This is a genomic window from Bradyrhizobium sp. CCBAU 45384, assembly GCF_028128665.1.
Taxonomy (GTDB): Bacteria; Pseudomonadota; Alphaproteobacteria; order Rhizobiales; family Xanthobacteraceae; genus Bradyrhizobium; species Bradyrhizobium manausense.
Map to the genome: position 1 here is coordinate 113370 of NZ_LBIZ01000100.1, position 14245 is coordinate 127614.

The following is a 14245-nucleotide window of genomic DNA, read 5'->3' on the forward strand; positions in this document are numbered from 1 at the left end:
CCGAGCGATCGCGGCGTACTGGATTCCCCGCCTGCGCGGGGAATGACAGCGGAGGGCTTGGCGCGAGCGTGCCAATCGCAGCTAGCCGAAATCCTCCGGCCTCAGCTCGATCGGCCTACCATGCGGCGTGCGATCCGCGGCGTGATCCCACGCGTCGCGATAGCGGTGCAGTGTGTCCATCGACGCGACGCCCTTGCTCGCGACGAGGCCCTCCAGCGTGGCGAGCCAGTGCAGATAGTAGGTCTCGCCCGTATCAGGGTCGCCCGCTTCCTGCGCGCGCTTGATCTCGGAGGCCAAGGCCGCAGCCCATTCGGGCCAGGTGAACACGCCGCGGTCGTGCAGCGTCAAGGCCATGGCAAAGGCCTGCGCTTCCCAGGGCGCGCGGAACACCGGGCCGTCGTCGTCACGCGGAATGCTTGGAATCGCCGCGGTCGCGGCGGCAGCAGCTTCACTGCTCATCAGGCCGGGTCCAGATAGGGCTCGAACGCGTCGATCGAGACCTTCAGGGTCGGATCGCCGTCCTCCCCCCAGAGATCACGGCCGTCGAACACGACGGTGTAGAGCCATTGCGGGTTCTCGCCGCGCTCCATCGCCGCCGTATCAGGAAACACGTGGCAGCCGTGGTTGAGCTCGACCACGCCGACATGACCGCGGACATAGCGCGGCAGCCGCGTATGCGTGGTCGGATGAATGTTCTTGGCACGCACGCGGTCGCCGATGTTGAATTTGGCGGGCGCAGGCGCTGGGCGGGCAAACTTGCCGCGTACCATGATGCGCTCGACCTGACCGAGATCGAACTTGCCGTGCTTGAGCGCCTTGCCGGGCTGCATCGCATGGCCGGCGGCGACCTCCTCGCGGGTGAGGTAGCCCTTCTCGATCAGCATCTCCTCAAGGCCGAGGAACCACTTCTTGTAGTAGGAGCTGGAGAGGTAGACATGCGGCGGGATCGTCTCGCGATAGAAGCGCGAGGTGTCGATGTTGAAGGCGCCGGCCGCGCCCATCGCGCGCACCATCGCCAGCACCCGGGACTCCCATTCTTCATGGAAGACAGGCTCGTTCGGCTCGGGCTCGACCTTTCCAAAGCCGTCCATGCCGCCCATGTCGTGCACGCCGTTCACGACGGAGCCCCTGGCGTCCGGGGGAAGCCGGTGCCGATCATGGAGTCGCGGGTCACGAGCTCGGCAAGCTGCTCCTCGCTCCAGCCTTCCGTGCCCGCGGGGCGCATCGGCAGCACCAGGAAGCGCGTCTCGGCGGTGGAATCCCACACCCGGATCTCAATGTCCTTGGGCACACTCACGCCGAAATCGGCGAGCACGCCGCGCGGATCCTTCACGGCGCGCGAGCGGTAGGGCGAAGCCTTGTACCAGACCGGCGGCAACCCCAGCATTTCCCAGGGGTAGCAGGAGCACAGCGTGCACACGACCATGTTGTGGCGCGTCGGGGTATTCTCGACCACGACGAGATGATCGCCGACGCGACTGACATGGCCGAGCGTGCCGATCGCCTTGCTGCCATCCTCCAGCAGCGCCTGTTTGAACGCCGGATCGGTCCAGGCCTTGGCGACGACGCGTGCACCATTATGCGGGCCGATCTTGGTCTCGTAGGCCTGGATGATGGCGTCGAGCGCAGCCGGCTCGACATAGCCTTTCTCGGTCAGAACAGTCTCGAGCGCGCGCACGCGCAGCTCGGTCTCGGACAGTTCCGAATGGTCGTGATCGTGATCGTGATGATGCTCGCTCATGGCGCGAAGATAGTCCCAGAATCCGGACCTTGTCGAGGCGAAGACTCTGCTAACATCGCACCATGGGCTGGGTTGCACGAACTGGAGAAACCGCCGCAATTGCGGCTCTTGTCGCATTCGGCGCGCAGGATGCGCGCGCGGCGAATGGCGCCTATGCGGTGGATGCCGCCGACATCTCCGAGGTCGGCTCCTGCAAGGTGGAAAGCTGGATGTCGGCCGCCGCCAACACCGATTTCCTGGCGGTCGCCAATCCCTCCTGCGTCGTCGATCCCTTCAGGCCGATTGAGCTGAGCATGCAGACCGTCCGGGCCCGCAGCGATGGCGACTGGAGCACGACGGTTGCGCCGAAAGCCAAGACGAACTTCATCCCGACCGGGATCGGGCGGTGGGGACTGTCAGCCTATGGCGGTGGATCGTTCGATGCGGCGACCGGTGAGGCCCTGTCCGCCTTTGCCGTCATCCCCGCGACTTATCGTCTGTCGGAGACGATGCGCATCAACGTCACCGGCGGCTGGCTCTGGGATCGCACGGTCGATCGCCACTATCTGACCTACGGCATCGGCTTCGACTGGAAGTTCACCGACACGCTGCAGTGGACGATCGAGGCCTTTGGCCAGGCTGGCGCCGCCGATACCGCGAGCGTGGTGCAGCCGCGCTTTCAGACCGGCGTGCGCTACCGGCCCAACGAGATATTCTCCGTCGACGTGATCTACGGCCGCAACATCACCGGCGAGAACGCCAACTGGATCACGATCGGGACCACCATCCGCTTTCCGGTCCGCGACGGTGCGCCGGAGCACCGGCGCACCGGGCATTTGTGAGGCCCGCTGGCAAAATCGGGCACCGGGCCGCAGAACTCGCGTCAGGCCATTGATCACGCCGCAGACAGTCCGTATACGCCGCGCAGGGACCAAAAGCGGCCCTGCCAATGGGCCGGCACACGCGACGAAATGACAGGGGAGGGCTCATGACCGCGGACACGCAGGCACCTGGGGCGAAAAGCTTTCGCTGGAAGTTGATCGTACCGCTGGTGGTCTGGCTGGCGATTTATCTGTGGCCGGTGCCAGCGGGTCTCAACGTCAATCAGTGGCACTATTTTGCGGTCTTCGCGGCAGTTATCACCGGGCTGATCCTGGAATCGATGCCGGTTGGCGCAGTCGGCCTGATCGGGCTGACGGTCGCGGGTGTCGCCGGCTATATCGATCCCGATCCCGGCAAATCGCTGCGTTGGATGCTGGCTGGCTTCGCCGAGAGCACGGTGTGGCTGATCGTCGGCGCCTTCGTGTTCTCGATCGGCTATCGCAAGAGCCAGCTCGGCCGGCGCATCGCGCTGGTGCTGGTGCGGCGCCTCGGCACCAACACGCTCGGGCTCGGTTATGCGGTTGCGATGTCGGACTTCCTGCTGGCACCGGCAACGCCCTCCAACACCGCACGCAGCGGCGGCATCGTCTATCCCATCATCAGCAACATCCCGCGCATCTATGGTTCCGAGCCGGGGCCGACCGCCGGCAAGATCGGCACGTATGTGATGTGGACCGCGTTCGCGGCAACCGCGATCACGAGTTCGCTGTTCTTCACGGCGCTGGCGCCGAACGCGGCCGCACTGGCGATCGCCAAGAAGACCGTCGGCGTCGACGTGAGCTGGGGCCAATGGTTCATCGGCTTTGCGCCGCTCGGCATTCTCTTGATGGTCCTCGTTCCGCTGCTCAGCTATCTGATCTGCCGTCCGGAGGTGAAGCGCAGTCCCGAGATCTCGGAATGGGCCGCGAAAGAGCTCGCAGAGATGGGCCCGATGTCGCGCAACGAGTGGATCATGCTGGTGCTGATCGTGCTCGCGATGTTCCTGTGGATCGCAGGCTCCAGCCCGGACATTCACATCCCGGTGCTCGGCTCGAACTTCGTCAATGCCACGACCGTCGTGTTCATCGTGATCTCGCTGATGCTGGTCAGCGGCGTGATCGAATTTGCCGACATCGCCAGCGAGAAGAGCGTATGGGAGGTGTTCTTCTATTTCACCTCGCTGTTGACGCTGGCCTCGGGCCTCAACGAGATCGGCTTCATCAAATGGTTCGCCAATGAATTCGCAAAGCCGCTCATAGGGCTCGCGCCGTCGACCGCGATGATCCTGCTGGTCGCGCTGTTCTTCTGGATCCACTATTTCTTCTCGAGCATCACCTCGCACGCGGCCGCAGTGCTGCCGGTGGTGCTCGCGGTCGGCACCGGCATTCCCGGTCTGCCGGTGACGACGCTGGCCATGCTCTGCATGTATTCACTCGGCCTCATGGGCGTGATCTCGCCCTACGCCACCGGGCCGGCGCCGATGTATTACGGCAGCGGCTATATCGGGAAGGGCCAGTTCTGGGGTTTTGGCCTGATCTTCGGGGTGCTCTATTTCGCCGGGCTATTGGTCATCGTGCTGCCCTGGCTGACCATGGGCCGGTGAGCTTCCCCGGAGATTGATACCCCCTCGGCAGGAGAATTTTCTTCCCCGGTGTTGGATTGGGGAAACTTCGCCCAATCCCCCGCAAATATCTGAAATTGCAAGAAAGACTGGAAAAGGCGATGGTCTGCTGCAATGCAGCGTCGCCACCGGGCGCCTGCTTTGGTTCCACCCACCGTCGCTCGGATCGCGACTTGGCCTCGCCTGCGCCTTTCGGCCGGGCGGGCTAAATATCCTTCCATGAAAGCCGCTTCCATGAATGCGCACCCATCGCTGCTGATCGGCGAACCGGTCAAAATCCAAGATGGCTCAGCTCAGCCGGACGCGATGGTCCGCTTCGAGACCGTCGCGAAGACCTATCCGGCCTATCGCGGCAAGCCCGGCGTCGTCGCGCTGCAGGGCATCGATTTTTCGATCGCGCGCGGCTCCGTCACCGGGGTGATCGGTCGTTCCGGCGCCGGCAAGTCGAGCCTGGTGCGATTGATCAACGGGCTCGAAAAGCCGAGCACGGGCCGCGTCGTGGTCGACAACAGAGACATCTCCGCGCTCATGGGTCGCGAGCTGCGGCTGGCGCAGCGCTCGATCGGCATGATCTTCCAGCACTTCAATCTGCTGTCCTCGCGCACCGCCGCGGACAACATCGCGTTGCCGCTGGAGATCGCCGGCTGGTCCAAAGCCGACATCAAGGCACGCGTGACAGAATTGCTTGCGCTGGTCGGCATCGCCGACAAGCACGACCGCTATCCGTCAGAGCTGTCAGGCGGCCAGAAGCAGCGTGTCGGTATTGCCCGCGCATTGGCGACGCGGCCGAGCGTGCTGCTGTCTGATGAGGCGACCTCGGCGCTCGATCCGCAGACCACGCGCGCGATCCTCGATCTGCTCGCAAATATCAACCGCGAGCTCGGGGTGACCATCGTGCTGATCACCCATGAAATGTCCGTGGTGCGTCAGCTCGCCAGGGACGTCGTCGTCCTCGATGCCGGCCGCGTGGTCGAGAGCGGCCATGTCGCCGACATCTTCACCCATCCCAAGCATCCGATCACGCAATCATTCCTGGTTGAGGTCACCGGCGACAGCCTGCCGGTCTCGCTGGCCAGCCGGATCGTGCAGGAGCCGGGGAGCCACGCCGTGATCCGCGTTCAGGTGCGCGGGGCAGGGGCCGGCGATACGCTGATCGCGCGGCTTGCCCGCGAGCTCGGTCTCGACGTCTCCCTGCTGTCGGCGCGTATCGATGAGATCGGCGGCCAGCATGTCGGCTCGCTCGTTCTGGGCATTCCTGTCAGTGATTCCGGCGGCGAGGGCGCGACGACGCGCACGCTGGCCTGGCTGTCTCAATATCAAGTCTCGGCGGAGCGTCTCGGCTATGTCGCCTGAACTCATCAACCTGATCATCCAGGCCACCTTCGAAACCCTGTTCATGGTTGGAATCGCGGCGGCGCTCGGCACTCTGTTCGGCTTGCCGCTGGGCGTATTCCTGGCGACCAGCCGCAAGGGCGAGCTGTTTGCGGCCCCTGCCGTCAACGCAGCCCTTGGCATGGTCGTCAACGCGACCCGCTCCACGCCCTTCATCATCCTGGTCGTGGCCATCATCCCGTTCACGCGTCTCATCGCCGGCACCTCGATCGGATCAACGGCCGCGATCGTGCCGCTGACGATCGCCTCGACGCCGTTCATCGCGCGCCTGGTCGAGGCTGCGATCCGTGAAGTCGATGGCGGCCTGATCGAAACCGCGTCCTCGTTCGGCGCGTCACCGATCCAGATCGTGCTCAAGGTGCTGATCCCCGAGGCGCTGCCCGGCCTGCTGCTGGCGCTCACCCTCGCAGTGGTCAGCCTGCTCGGCTACTCCGCCATGGTCGGCGCGGTCGGTGGCGGGGGTTTGGGCGATCTCGGCATCCGCTACGGCTACCAGCGCTTCATGCCGGAGATGATGCTGGCTGTGGTCGTCGTGCTGGTCGCGCTGGTGCAGCTGGTGCAGAGCGCAGGCGACTATCTGGCGCGGCGGGTCAACCGCCGGCTGCGGCACCGCTGATCCAAACACCCTGAAACTGGAGAGATCGATGCGTTTTCTTGCAACCCTTGCGGCTGCAGCCTTGCTTGCGACCGCGGCGAGAGCCGAAACCATCCGCGTCGGCGTGACCGCCGGCCCCCATGCCGAGATCATGGACGTCGTGAAGAAGGTCGGTGCCGAGCGTGGCCTCGACATCAAGGTCGTCGAATTCACCGACTACGTGATTCCGAACCAGGCGCTGGCCTTGAAGGACCTCGAGGCCAACTCGTTCCAGCACGAGCCTTATCTGAAGAACCAGATTGCCAAGACCGGCTGGAAGATCGTCAAGGTCGCCAACACCATCGGCTCGCCCCAGGGCGTCTACTCGCAGAAATACAAGAAACTCGCCGACCTGCCGGAAGGCGCGCGCGTCGCGATCGCCAACGATCCCTCCAATGGCGCGCGCGGCTTGATGATTCTGGCGCTGCACGGCCTGATCAAGCTGAAGGACCCGAACGACGTGTCCTCGACGATCGCAGACATCACCGACAACCCGAAGAAACTGCGCTTTGTCGAACTCGACGCCGCGCAGCTGCCGCGCGCGCTCCAGGACGTTGATCTTGTCTCGATCAACAACAATTACGCCGTTCAGGCCGGTCTCAATCCCGCAACCGACGCGATCGCCCGCGAAAATCCTGATGGACCATGGGTCAACATCCTCGCCGTGCTCGAAGAGGACAAGGACAAGCCGTGGGTGAAGCAGCTGATCGAGGCCTACCACTCAGACCAGGTGAAGGCGTTTCTGGAGACGCGCTTCAAGGGCACCTACCTGCCGACCTGGTAACCAGTGCGAGCGCGTCGGGCAGCTAACCTGGCACGCTTCAGAGCAGGGGGCGGCGCCCTATCAGCCGGCCGCCAGTTCGACGTCGTCAATCGGCGCCGGGCCGGCGACGAGACTGCCGAGGTCAACCAAGAACAGATCAGCCATGTGGGTGAGCTGGTGGAGCGGGATGCTGACGTCGCCGCGCTCGGCGGATGCGACAAATTCGGGCGAGACGCCGACGAGGTTCGCAACCTGGGCCTCGGTGTAGCCACGCGCCTGGCGCGCGCCTTTGACCTGCGCGCCGATGTATCGCCTGTGCAGCGCCTGCTCCTCCTCGGTCATCATCAGGGCCTGCTCGTCCAGGCTCGCGATGCCGTCGGCGAACGCGACGCCGAGCAGCCGTCGTTTCTGCCAGGCCACCCGGCAGGCCTTGCGCAAGCCGTCGGCGAAGATCAGCGTGGCCTCTTTCGGAAACGCCAGCGACCAATCGAGCTTCAGCCGCGCGCCGGTGCCGGAGACATCCGCGATGGTGCAGGGGATGCTCACGGTTCCCCTGGCGCCTTCGAACTCGATGATCCCGGTTCTCGCCGTGGATTGCCTGGCCGCAGCGCGCAAGTCACTCATCAAGTCGCTCATGGAGCCCCCGAAAGCATTGCAGCGGATTTTACCGCCCGCCTTCCCCGCGCTCAATCGAACCCGCCCGCCATGGTGAAGGATTGGTTCTCCGCCGGAGCAGGGCACGCCGGCACGGATGAACCTTCCGGGCCAACCCGGTCACCAAGACTGAAGATCGCCCTTCAGTCTTCTGGATAATTCGATGAGATCACTTGCCTTGCTCTGCCTGCTTGCCCTCGCTACGCCGGCTCACGCAGCCTCTTCCGAGCAGCACTATCTCGATCTGCGCGACCGCTACATCGCGAAGTTTTCGAAGGCCAAGGAGAGCGAGGAGACCAGCAGGCAACACGATGTGGCGCTGGGCGAACTGACCGGCGTGCTGCGCGGCCTGATCGGACCAGTCACGATCAGGGGGCTGCCCGCGGAGGGCAAGTCGAACGTCGACACGCTGTTCAAGGACGACATCGGCTTTGGCCATCTTGACGGGCTCGCCTTCGCCACAGCGGGCGACAAGCAGCAGGCCGTGGTGACGACGACCACGCTGCTCAAGCGCTGGCTTGCCGACCACCGCAAGGATCCGATGCCGCAAGAGATCGACGCGGCGTTCAGGTCCGACACCTTCTACTATGCCGCCATCCAGGACGCCGCCTTCGCCAAATATGCCGAGCTGCCCATCATCAAGCCGGCATCCGCGAGCATCGCGGTCGCGGTGCTCGGCGTGCGCGGCAATGGCGATTTGAAGGGTCCGCCGCACGAGATCGACGTGGTCGCGATCCGTGGCGAGAAGGTGTTCTTCCTCGCCGCGAGCGAGGCCATCAAGACGGCCGAGATTCCGGCCTGCGAGAAGGTCTGGAAGCAGATGATGGCCAGGAAGACGCCGGAGGATTCCATGGCCCGGGAAGACCAGGCGATGGCGGCCTATACCAAGTGCTTCGCCAAGGAGGCGCCCAGCCAGAGCTGGTTCACCGCGGCGGTCAAGACGGCGCAGGGCCAACTGGAATTGCTGCCGTTGCGCTAGCCGCATCGGCTGCAGATCGCAGCCTCGTGCGAGCATGGTGCCGCCCGGACAGGTGGGCGCATTTCAGCGCCGCTGGTCAGCTCGCAATGTCTCCAGATAGGCCACGACGGCTTCGACCTGGGACTCGGTGAGCCTCGGATTCGGCATGGCTTGGTCTGGTCCCAGTCGCCGATGGCCCGACGTCAGGAAATGCCGCAGGCCGTCCGCGGAGAAGGAGGGGCGGCTGATAATCTCCGGAAAAGCTGGTGGGGACGGGCGAAACGCCGGTGCTTCCTTGGCAGCGTCGGCGACGACGTGGCACGTCCCGCAAGTGGCGTTGACAATCGCGCGCCCCTCGGACACCTGGTCGACAAACAATTGATTGGGAACGGGCAGGGTGAGCGGGATCTGCATGACGATCCAGGCATACCCGCTGCTCCGGTGGCAACCGTTGCATTCGTTTGTCAGCCCGGCATACGATGCCATGAACGCGGGGACGTCCTTCGATTGGAGCGCCTGGCGTACCGCCCGAATCTGCTCCCTGGCGCGATCGGCTTGTGACGGGTTCGCGAGCAACCTGCCGGTGGCATCAAGATTGGCCTCGATCTGTTGAATCTCGTAATTCGCCAGACTCCAATTGCTGAGCTTGCCCGCAAACCAAAGCTTTGCGTGCTGAAGTTGAAGTCTGGTCATGAGGTCGGACAGCGCCGCCGACACATCCGAAGGCGCCGCGACGCTGGAGGCGGACAGCGCGACGATGATCGCACCCAACAGAACCGTTCGTAAGCGCATGTTCGAAATGTTCCGATGTCGGTGTTCAGGATGGCATCACGGACCGGACGGGCGTTGATCCGGATCAAGACGTGGTTTGTCACGGCAAATACCTCTTTGTCTTTCGGAGGACGACATGCGCGCGCACCAGATCATGTCCAGACGCGTTGTGACGATACGGCCGGACGCGCCGGTCGCCGATGCCATCAAGGTGATGCTTGCCCATCACATCAGCGGCCTGCCGGTGGTGGATCCGGCCGGGACGCTCGTCGGCATCCTGTGCGAAAGCGATTTCCTCAGGCGGCCTGAAATCGGCACCGCGCACGAACGCAACCGTTTGCTCACGATGTTGCGCGGAGCCGATCGCACTGCAGCCGAATTCGTCAAGGAGCACGGGCGCACGGTCGAACAGGTGATGACCCGCCAGCCGGTGTCGACCACCGAGCAGGCGCCGCTTGTGGAAGTTGCCGACATGATGGAGCGACGGCATCTCAATCACGTTCCGGTCATGCGTGGCGAGCGCATCGTCGGGATCATCACCCGATCCGACTTCCTGTCCGCGGTTGCCGGCCCGCTGACCAGCGCTTCCGGCTACTCCGGGGACGACGGCCAGATTCGTCGCTCCGTCCTCGCGGCGCTGGCCGGGACACCGTGGCAGCCGGTCTGCTTGAACGTCAGCGTGAAGGACGGCACGGTCACGCTGCGTGGCGTGGTCAGGGGTGAAAACGCGCATCGGGCGGTCATCGTGGCCTGTGAGAACGTTGCAGGCGTTCGCGCGGTGGAGGACCGGCTTTATCTCCAGTCCGACCGACCGGATCCCGAGGACGATTACGGCGGAGGCGATTTCGTGTCGCTGCAGGTGGAGCCATCCACGCTGGACGACGAGCCATTGTAGTCAAAGAGCGCACCCGGCAATCGCCGGGTGCCTCCTCATGAATTTACCTGCCGCGCACGCGGCGGTTTCCGGATGGCACGATACGCTTGGCCAATCTGCCGATCGACGAGGAGACGAGTGCGGTCTCAAGCACTCCGTAGAGCGCGAGTACCATCAATGCCTTGATCGCTTCGTTGGTCATTCGGTGCCCTGCGTCAAATGATCTAGATCGGATGCTTCTCTGGTCGGGTCAGTACGGTCAGGGTGTGGTCGGGATAAGGCTTGTAAACGGTCCGGGTCGCCGTCGCTCGGGCACTGACTTCCGGACGAGCCAGGCGCGCAGTCAGCGTGATCGCCATCATGGCGATGCTGCCGACGAGCACCAGGACGACCACCTTCAGATGGGTCGTCTTATCGACGGTGTAGATCGAGTGGTTCACTGCAGGCTCCATCGTCAACGAGCCGAATTCGTGCTGCTGATGAACCTTTAACGCATCCGTCGGAAGGCCGAAATTCGGGCGGTTCACCTAAGGAAATATCCGTAAGGCCGCATGGAATAGGGCGCTGGGGCTCGCGGCTGCCCGGCGTTGGCGTCGAGCGTGACACTCGGCATCGTGTCAGCCTTGCATCGGTCGGCCCGGGCATCGCCACGGCGACCTGATCCAATCGGATGTTCGCATCGGCGAGGGGCGGTCAGGAGACTGTTTGTGGCCGCTCAGTAGGAGACCTCACTCAGCGATCACGCAGGTTTTAAACGGGTGGGTTGGTTTCAAGGCGGTCTATCGCTTGCGAATGCCGCCAAGCGAGATTTACCTTTGTGATCCAAGACGCTAGCCGGCAACCCATGGGCGTGTATGATGCCTTGCGGCATCCGGTCTGGCGCCAGTTGGGCCGTGCTTGCTGTTTGGCAACGAGCCGGCCTCGACAGCGATGATCACGCAGACCCGCGACCTGAAAGGCGAACGTCATCGACTGACGGTGCTTTTCTCCGACCTCGTCGGGTCCACCGCGCTGGGCCGGGATATCGAATCGGAACACCTCTCCGAACTGTTGGGCCAGCTCAGGGCCATCTGGCATCGCGCCGTGGCCAAGCATGGCGGCCGCGTTATCAGGACCCAGGGAGATGGTGTCCTCGCCGTGTTCGGCTATCCGCGCTCCGGTGAGGACGACGGTCGTCGTGCAGCCGAAGCCGCCATCGATATTCACCGGTGGGTCGGGCTGTTGCGCCACGATAGCGTGCCGCCGGCCCTGATGCCGCTTCGCATGCATTCGGGCATCCACGCCGGCACCTTGCTCTTGATGGAGGGGGATATCGAGTCCGGCCGATATGACCTGGTCGGCGATGTCGTGAACACGGCGGCGCATCTGTCGCGTCGGGCTGCGCCGGGCGAGATCCTCGCCAGTCTTGATTCCCTCGGGCCGCATGCGAATTTTTTCGAGCTCGGCGGCCCGATTCAGGTGCCTGACGCGGGGCCGGAGATGCCCCAGGCGCGCGCGGTGCTGCGACGAAGCATGGTGACCCGGCGGTTTGACGCAACGTCCCTGCGCGGCTTGACGCCCTTCGTTGGGCGCGACGAAGTATTCGATTTTCTGACCGGCTTTCTCAGCGAACCACACCCGGCCTCGCGACGTTGTGCGGTCGTCGTCGGCGGTCCTGGGCTTGGCAAGACGCGGCTGCTGGAGGAGGTGCTGCGAGACTGCGATACCGACCAGTTCAAGCTGCTGCGGGGCAGTTGCGAGAGCTATGTCGGCGCCGAGGTGCTGCAACCGTTTCTGCAGATGCTGCGCGCCTCATTGGGGATACGACCGGACGCATCGATCGCCGATGCAGACGAGACGGCCCGGGACGCCCTGCAGCCATGGCTCGCCCAACTCGGTCCACGCGCGGAGACGATCATCGCACTGGCCTCGACCGGGGCTGATGCGCGCGGCGGCCAGATGACCGTCGATGGCGTGGTCGGTGACCTGCTCGGGTTCTTTACCGTCTTGTCCGCGCAGGGACCATTGGTGCTGGTGATCGACGATTGGCAATGGTCCGACGACGCGAGCCGGCAGTTGCTGGAGAAACTCCTGCAATTGCCCAATGGACCGCGCTTCATCCTCGCCACCCGGCCGCGCGACGACGGCACCGAGTGGATTTCCGGCGCGCCGCACTTGCTGCTGAGGCCGTTTGCGGGAGGAGAAACCGACATCGCCGTACGACGCTGGGTGCCGCAAGCCGACCCCTTCCTCGTGGCCCGTGTTCACGCCTATGCCGGCGGGGTGCCACTGTTCATCGAAGAGCTGTGCCATTCCATCGCTGCCAACGACAATGATTCGTTCGAAATGCGCAGCAAGCAAGGCGGATGGATCGCCACCCTGGTCGCTTCGCGCCTGGCGCGCCTGCCGCCCGATCAGGTGAAGGTGGTCCGCGCCGCCGCGGTGATCGGAAACACGGTACCGAAAAGTCTGCTCATTGCGGCTTGCGGCAGCGAGCCCGACCCGGCGACGTTGCGGGGATTGGCCGACGCGGATTTTCTCTTCGCCGATCCGGCCGGCGACGCCCTTCGCTTCAAGCACGGCATCACGCGGGACGCTGTCTACGACACCATCACCCTGCACGAGCGTCAGGCCTTGCACCAGCGCATTGAAGCCAGTTTGCTGGCACGGTCCGAGCAGGCCGACCGCGAAGACACGCTGGAAGCCCTGGCCTACCATTCGCGCGGCGCAGGCCATTGGGAAAACGCGGCCCATTATGCCGAACGCGCCGGCGACAAGGCCATGGCGGCCTTCGCCTTGGACCTTGCCGGGTCCCAGTACAAGGCTGCTATGGATGCGCTGGATCGCGTGCCGGATCGCTCGCGCGAGCAATCCCTGCGCTGGTGCTTGCTGGCGAATAAACTCGGCATGGCCAACATCTTCGATCCGCTGTCGTTGACCGACGATACCAGCGTGTTCGAACAGGCGGTCGCCATCGCGTCATCGCTCGGTGACACCGGCGCGACGGCCAACGCCTATCAGTGGCTTGGCTACATGTGTTACGGCTTTGGCCGCTTTCGCGAGGGTGTGACACACACACGAACGGGACTGGAATGGGCACGCAGGCTCGGCGACCCCCGCCTGATCGCCCGGACCGAAGCCGTGCTGGGCCAGATTCTCGCTGCAAGTTGTCAATACGACCAAGCCACCGACTTGATCGACGCTGCCATCTCGACCACGCGCAGCCGCCGCCATGGCGCCATCGCCGTCGGCTCGGCCTATTCGCTGTCGTGCAAGGGTAGCATCCTGGCCGATCGGGGCGATTTCGAGGGTGCCCACGAGTGCTTCAACGAAGCGATGAGCCTGGTCGAAGGGTCGACCCATCCGGTCGTCAGCTCGGTGCGCAATTGGGTCTCGGTCGCGTTGGTCTGGCAAGGCCGCTGGCAGGAGGCGGAGCAACTGGCCGTGGAGGGCGCCCGCGCCGCCGGGACCATGCGCAGCCTTTTGATGCTGACGGCGTGCCGCGCGGCGTCCGGCTTTGCCCGCTGGTCCATGACCGGCGATGCCGATGGCTTGCAGCAGCTGCGAAACGCCGCGCAATGGATGGAGCGACGCAACTTCCACTTCTACACCTCGGTTCAATATAGCTGGCTGGTCGAAGCGGCGGCGGCCGAAGGCGACGTCGAGACAGCACGACGGTACGCAGCCCATGTACTGGGCCGCGCGCGCGAGGGCGAGCGGCTGGGCGAGGCGATGGCCTGCCGCGCGCTTGCGAAGCTCGCGGCGCGACGCGGGGATTTTGGACGTAGCCGGCGCTGGTTGCTGCGCGCCGAAACCTCCGCAGGCTGGCGCGGCTCGCTGCGCGATGCCGCTCTGAATCTGGCTGCGCACGCCGAGCTTCTCGCACTGCAAGGGCAGGGCGAGGCGGCGCGAAAGACTGCAACTGAGGCTGCCGAAAAGCTCCGCGCGCTTGGCATGCGCTGGCACGCGGACCAGACGATCCGCGCCTTGGCCGGCGCGCCTTAAGCGTCCTGCATCT

At 64.5% G+C, this 14245-nt stretch carries 15 protein-coding genes; 8 read left to right on the plus strand and 7 right to left on the minus strand.

What is annotated here, in order from left to right:
- Positions 1-81: 81 nt before the first annotated feature.
- From XH80_RS12225 to nthA, 3 genes are read right to left on the minus strand one after another with little or no spacing between them, the layout of a single operon-like run.
- On the minus strand, positions 82-459 hold the full coding sequence (locus XH80_RS12225) for a nitrile hydratase accessory protein (RefSeq protein ID WP_271598805.1): 378 nt from the start codon (positions 457-459) through the stop codon (positions 82-84).
- Positions 459-1118, minus strand: a complete 660-nt coding sequence (nthB, locus tag XH80_RS12230) for a nitrile hydratase subunit beta (protein WP_057755011.1) — start codon at positions 1116-1118, stop codon at positions 459-461. The genes XH80_RS12225 and nthB overlap by 1 nt, the downstream gene beginning before the upstream one ends.
- Complete coding sequence (gene nthA, locus XH80_RS12235; protein ID WP_271598806.1) at positions 1115-1741, minus strand: nitrile hydratase subunit alpha; 627 nt, start codon at positions 1739-1741, stop codon at positions 1115-1117. Before nthA ends, nthB begins: the two co-directional genes overlap by 4 nt.
- Positions 1742-1803: 62 nt before the next feature.
- Here nthA and XH80_RS12240 point away from each other — a divergent pair, with 62 nt between their 5' ends.
- From XH80_RS12240 to XH80_RS12260, 5 genes are all read left to right on the plus strand, one after another.
- Positions 1804-2562 carry a hypothetical protein gene (locus tag XH80_RS12240; RefSeq protein WP_271598807.1) on the plus strand — a complete coding sequence of 253 codons (759 nt, stop codon included), beginning with the start codon at positions 1804-1806 and terminating at the stop codon, positions 2560-2562.
- A gap of 146 nt (positions 2563-2708) precedes the next feature.
- The gene (locus XH80_RS12245) at positions 2709-4184 is read left to right on the plus strand and encodes a DASS family sodium-coupled anion symporter (protein ID WP_271598808.1); all 1476 of its coding nucleotides are present in this window, start codon (positions 2709-2711) and stop codon (positions 4182-4184) included.
- Between the two features lie 252 nt (positions 4185-4436).
- Positions 4437-5555 carry a methionine ABC transporter ATP-binding protein gene (locus tag XH80_RS12250; protein WP_271598809.1) on the plus strand — a complete coding sequence of 373 codons (1119 nt, stop codon included), beginning with the start codon at positions 4437-4439 and terminating at the stop codon, positions 5553-5555.
- Positions 5545-6210 (plus strand): methionine ABC transporter permease, encoded by a 666-nt coding sequence (locus XH80_RS12255; protein WP_271598810.1) that lies wholly within the window; start codon positions 5545-5547, stop codon positions 6208-6210. Before XH80_RS12250 ends, XH80_RS12255 begins: the two co-directional genes overlap by 11 nt.
- A 28-nt stretch (positions 6211-6238) precedes the next feature.
- Positions 6239-7012, plus strand: a complete 774-nt coding sequence (locus tag XH80_RS12260; protein ID WP_271598811.1) for a MetQ/NlpA family ABC transporter substrate-binding protein — start codon at positions 6239-6241, stop codon at positions 7010-7012.
- A 60-nt stretch (positions 7013-7072) separates the two neighbouring features.
- Here XH80_RS12260 and XH80_RS12265 read toward each other — a convergent pair whose 3' ends face one another.
- Positions 7073-7615, minus strand: coding sequence for a helix-turn-helix domain-containing protein (locus tag XH80_RS12265; RefSeq protein WP_271598812.1), 543 nt, complete (start codon positions 7613-7615; stop codon positions 7073-7075).
- Between the two features lie 193 nt (positions 7616-7808).
- On the opposite strand from XH80_RS12265, the gene XH80_RS12270 reads away from it, so the two are divergent.
- A complete protein-coding gene (locus tag XH80_RS12270) occupies positions 7809-8624 on the plus strand; it encodes a hypothetical protein (RefSeq protein WP_271598813.1) in 816 nt (271 codons plus the stop codon).
- Positions 8625-8687: 63 nt separating this feature from the next.
- Here the strand turns inward: XH80_RS12270 and XH80_RS12275 are convergent, their stop codons facing one another.
- Positions 8688-9374, minus strand: a complete 687-nt coding sequence (locus XH80_RS12275; protein WP_271598814.1) for a c-type cytochrome — start codon at positions 9372-9374, stop codon at positions 8688-8690.
- A gap of 136 nt (positions 9375-9510) precedes the next feature.
- Between XH80_RS12275 and XH80_RS12280 the strand changes: the two genes are divergently transcribed.
- A complete protein-coding gene (locus XH80_RS12280; protein WP_271598815.1) occupies positions 9511-10269 on the plus strand; it encodes a CBS domain-containing protein in 759 nt (252 codons plus the stop codon).
- 43 nt (positions 10270-10312) lie between these two features.
- On the opposite strand, the gene XH80_RS12285 is transcribed toward XH80_RS12280, so the two are convergent.
- Both XH80_RS12285 and XH80_RS12290 read right to left on the minus strand, forming a co-directional pair.
- Positions 10313-10450 carry a hypothetical protein gene (locus tag XH80_RS12285; RefSeq protein ID WP_157083700.1) on the minus strand — a complete coding sequence of 46 codons (138 nt, stop codon included), beginning with the start codon at positions 10448-10450 and terminating at the stop codon, positions 10313-10315.
- 22 nt (positions 10451-10472) lie between these two features.
- Positions 10473-10775: a hypothetical protein gene (locus XH80_RS12290; protein WP_271598816.1), complete on the minus strand. Its 303-nt coding sequence runs from the start codon at positions 10773-10775 to the stop codon at positions 10473-10475.
- Between the two features lie 403 nt (positions 10776-11178).
- Between XH80_RS12290 and XH80_RS12295 the strand changes: the two genes are divergently transcribed.
- Positions 11179-14232 carry an ATP-binding protein gene (locus tag XH80_RS12295; protein ID WP_271598817.1) on the plus strand — a complete coding sequence of 1018 codons (3054 nt, stop codon included), beginning with the start codon at positions 11179-11181 and terminating at the stop codon, positions 14230-14232.
- Positions 14233-14245: the final 13 nt, after the last annotated feature.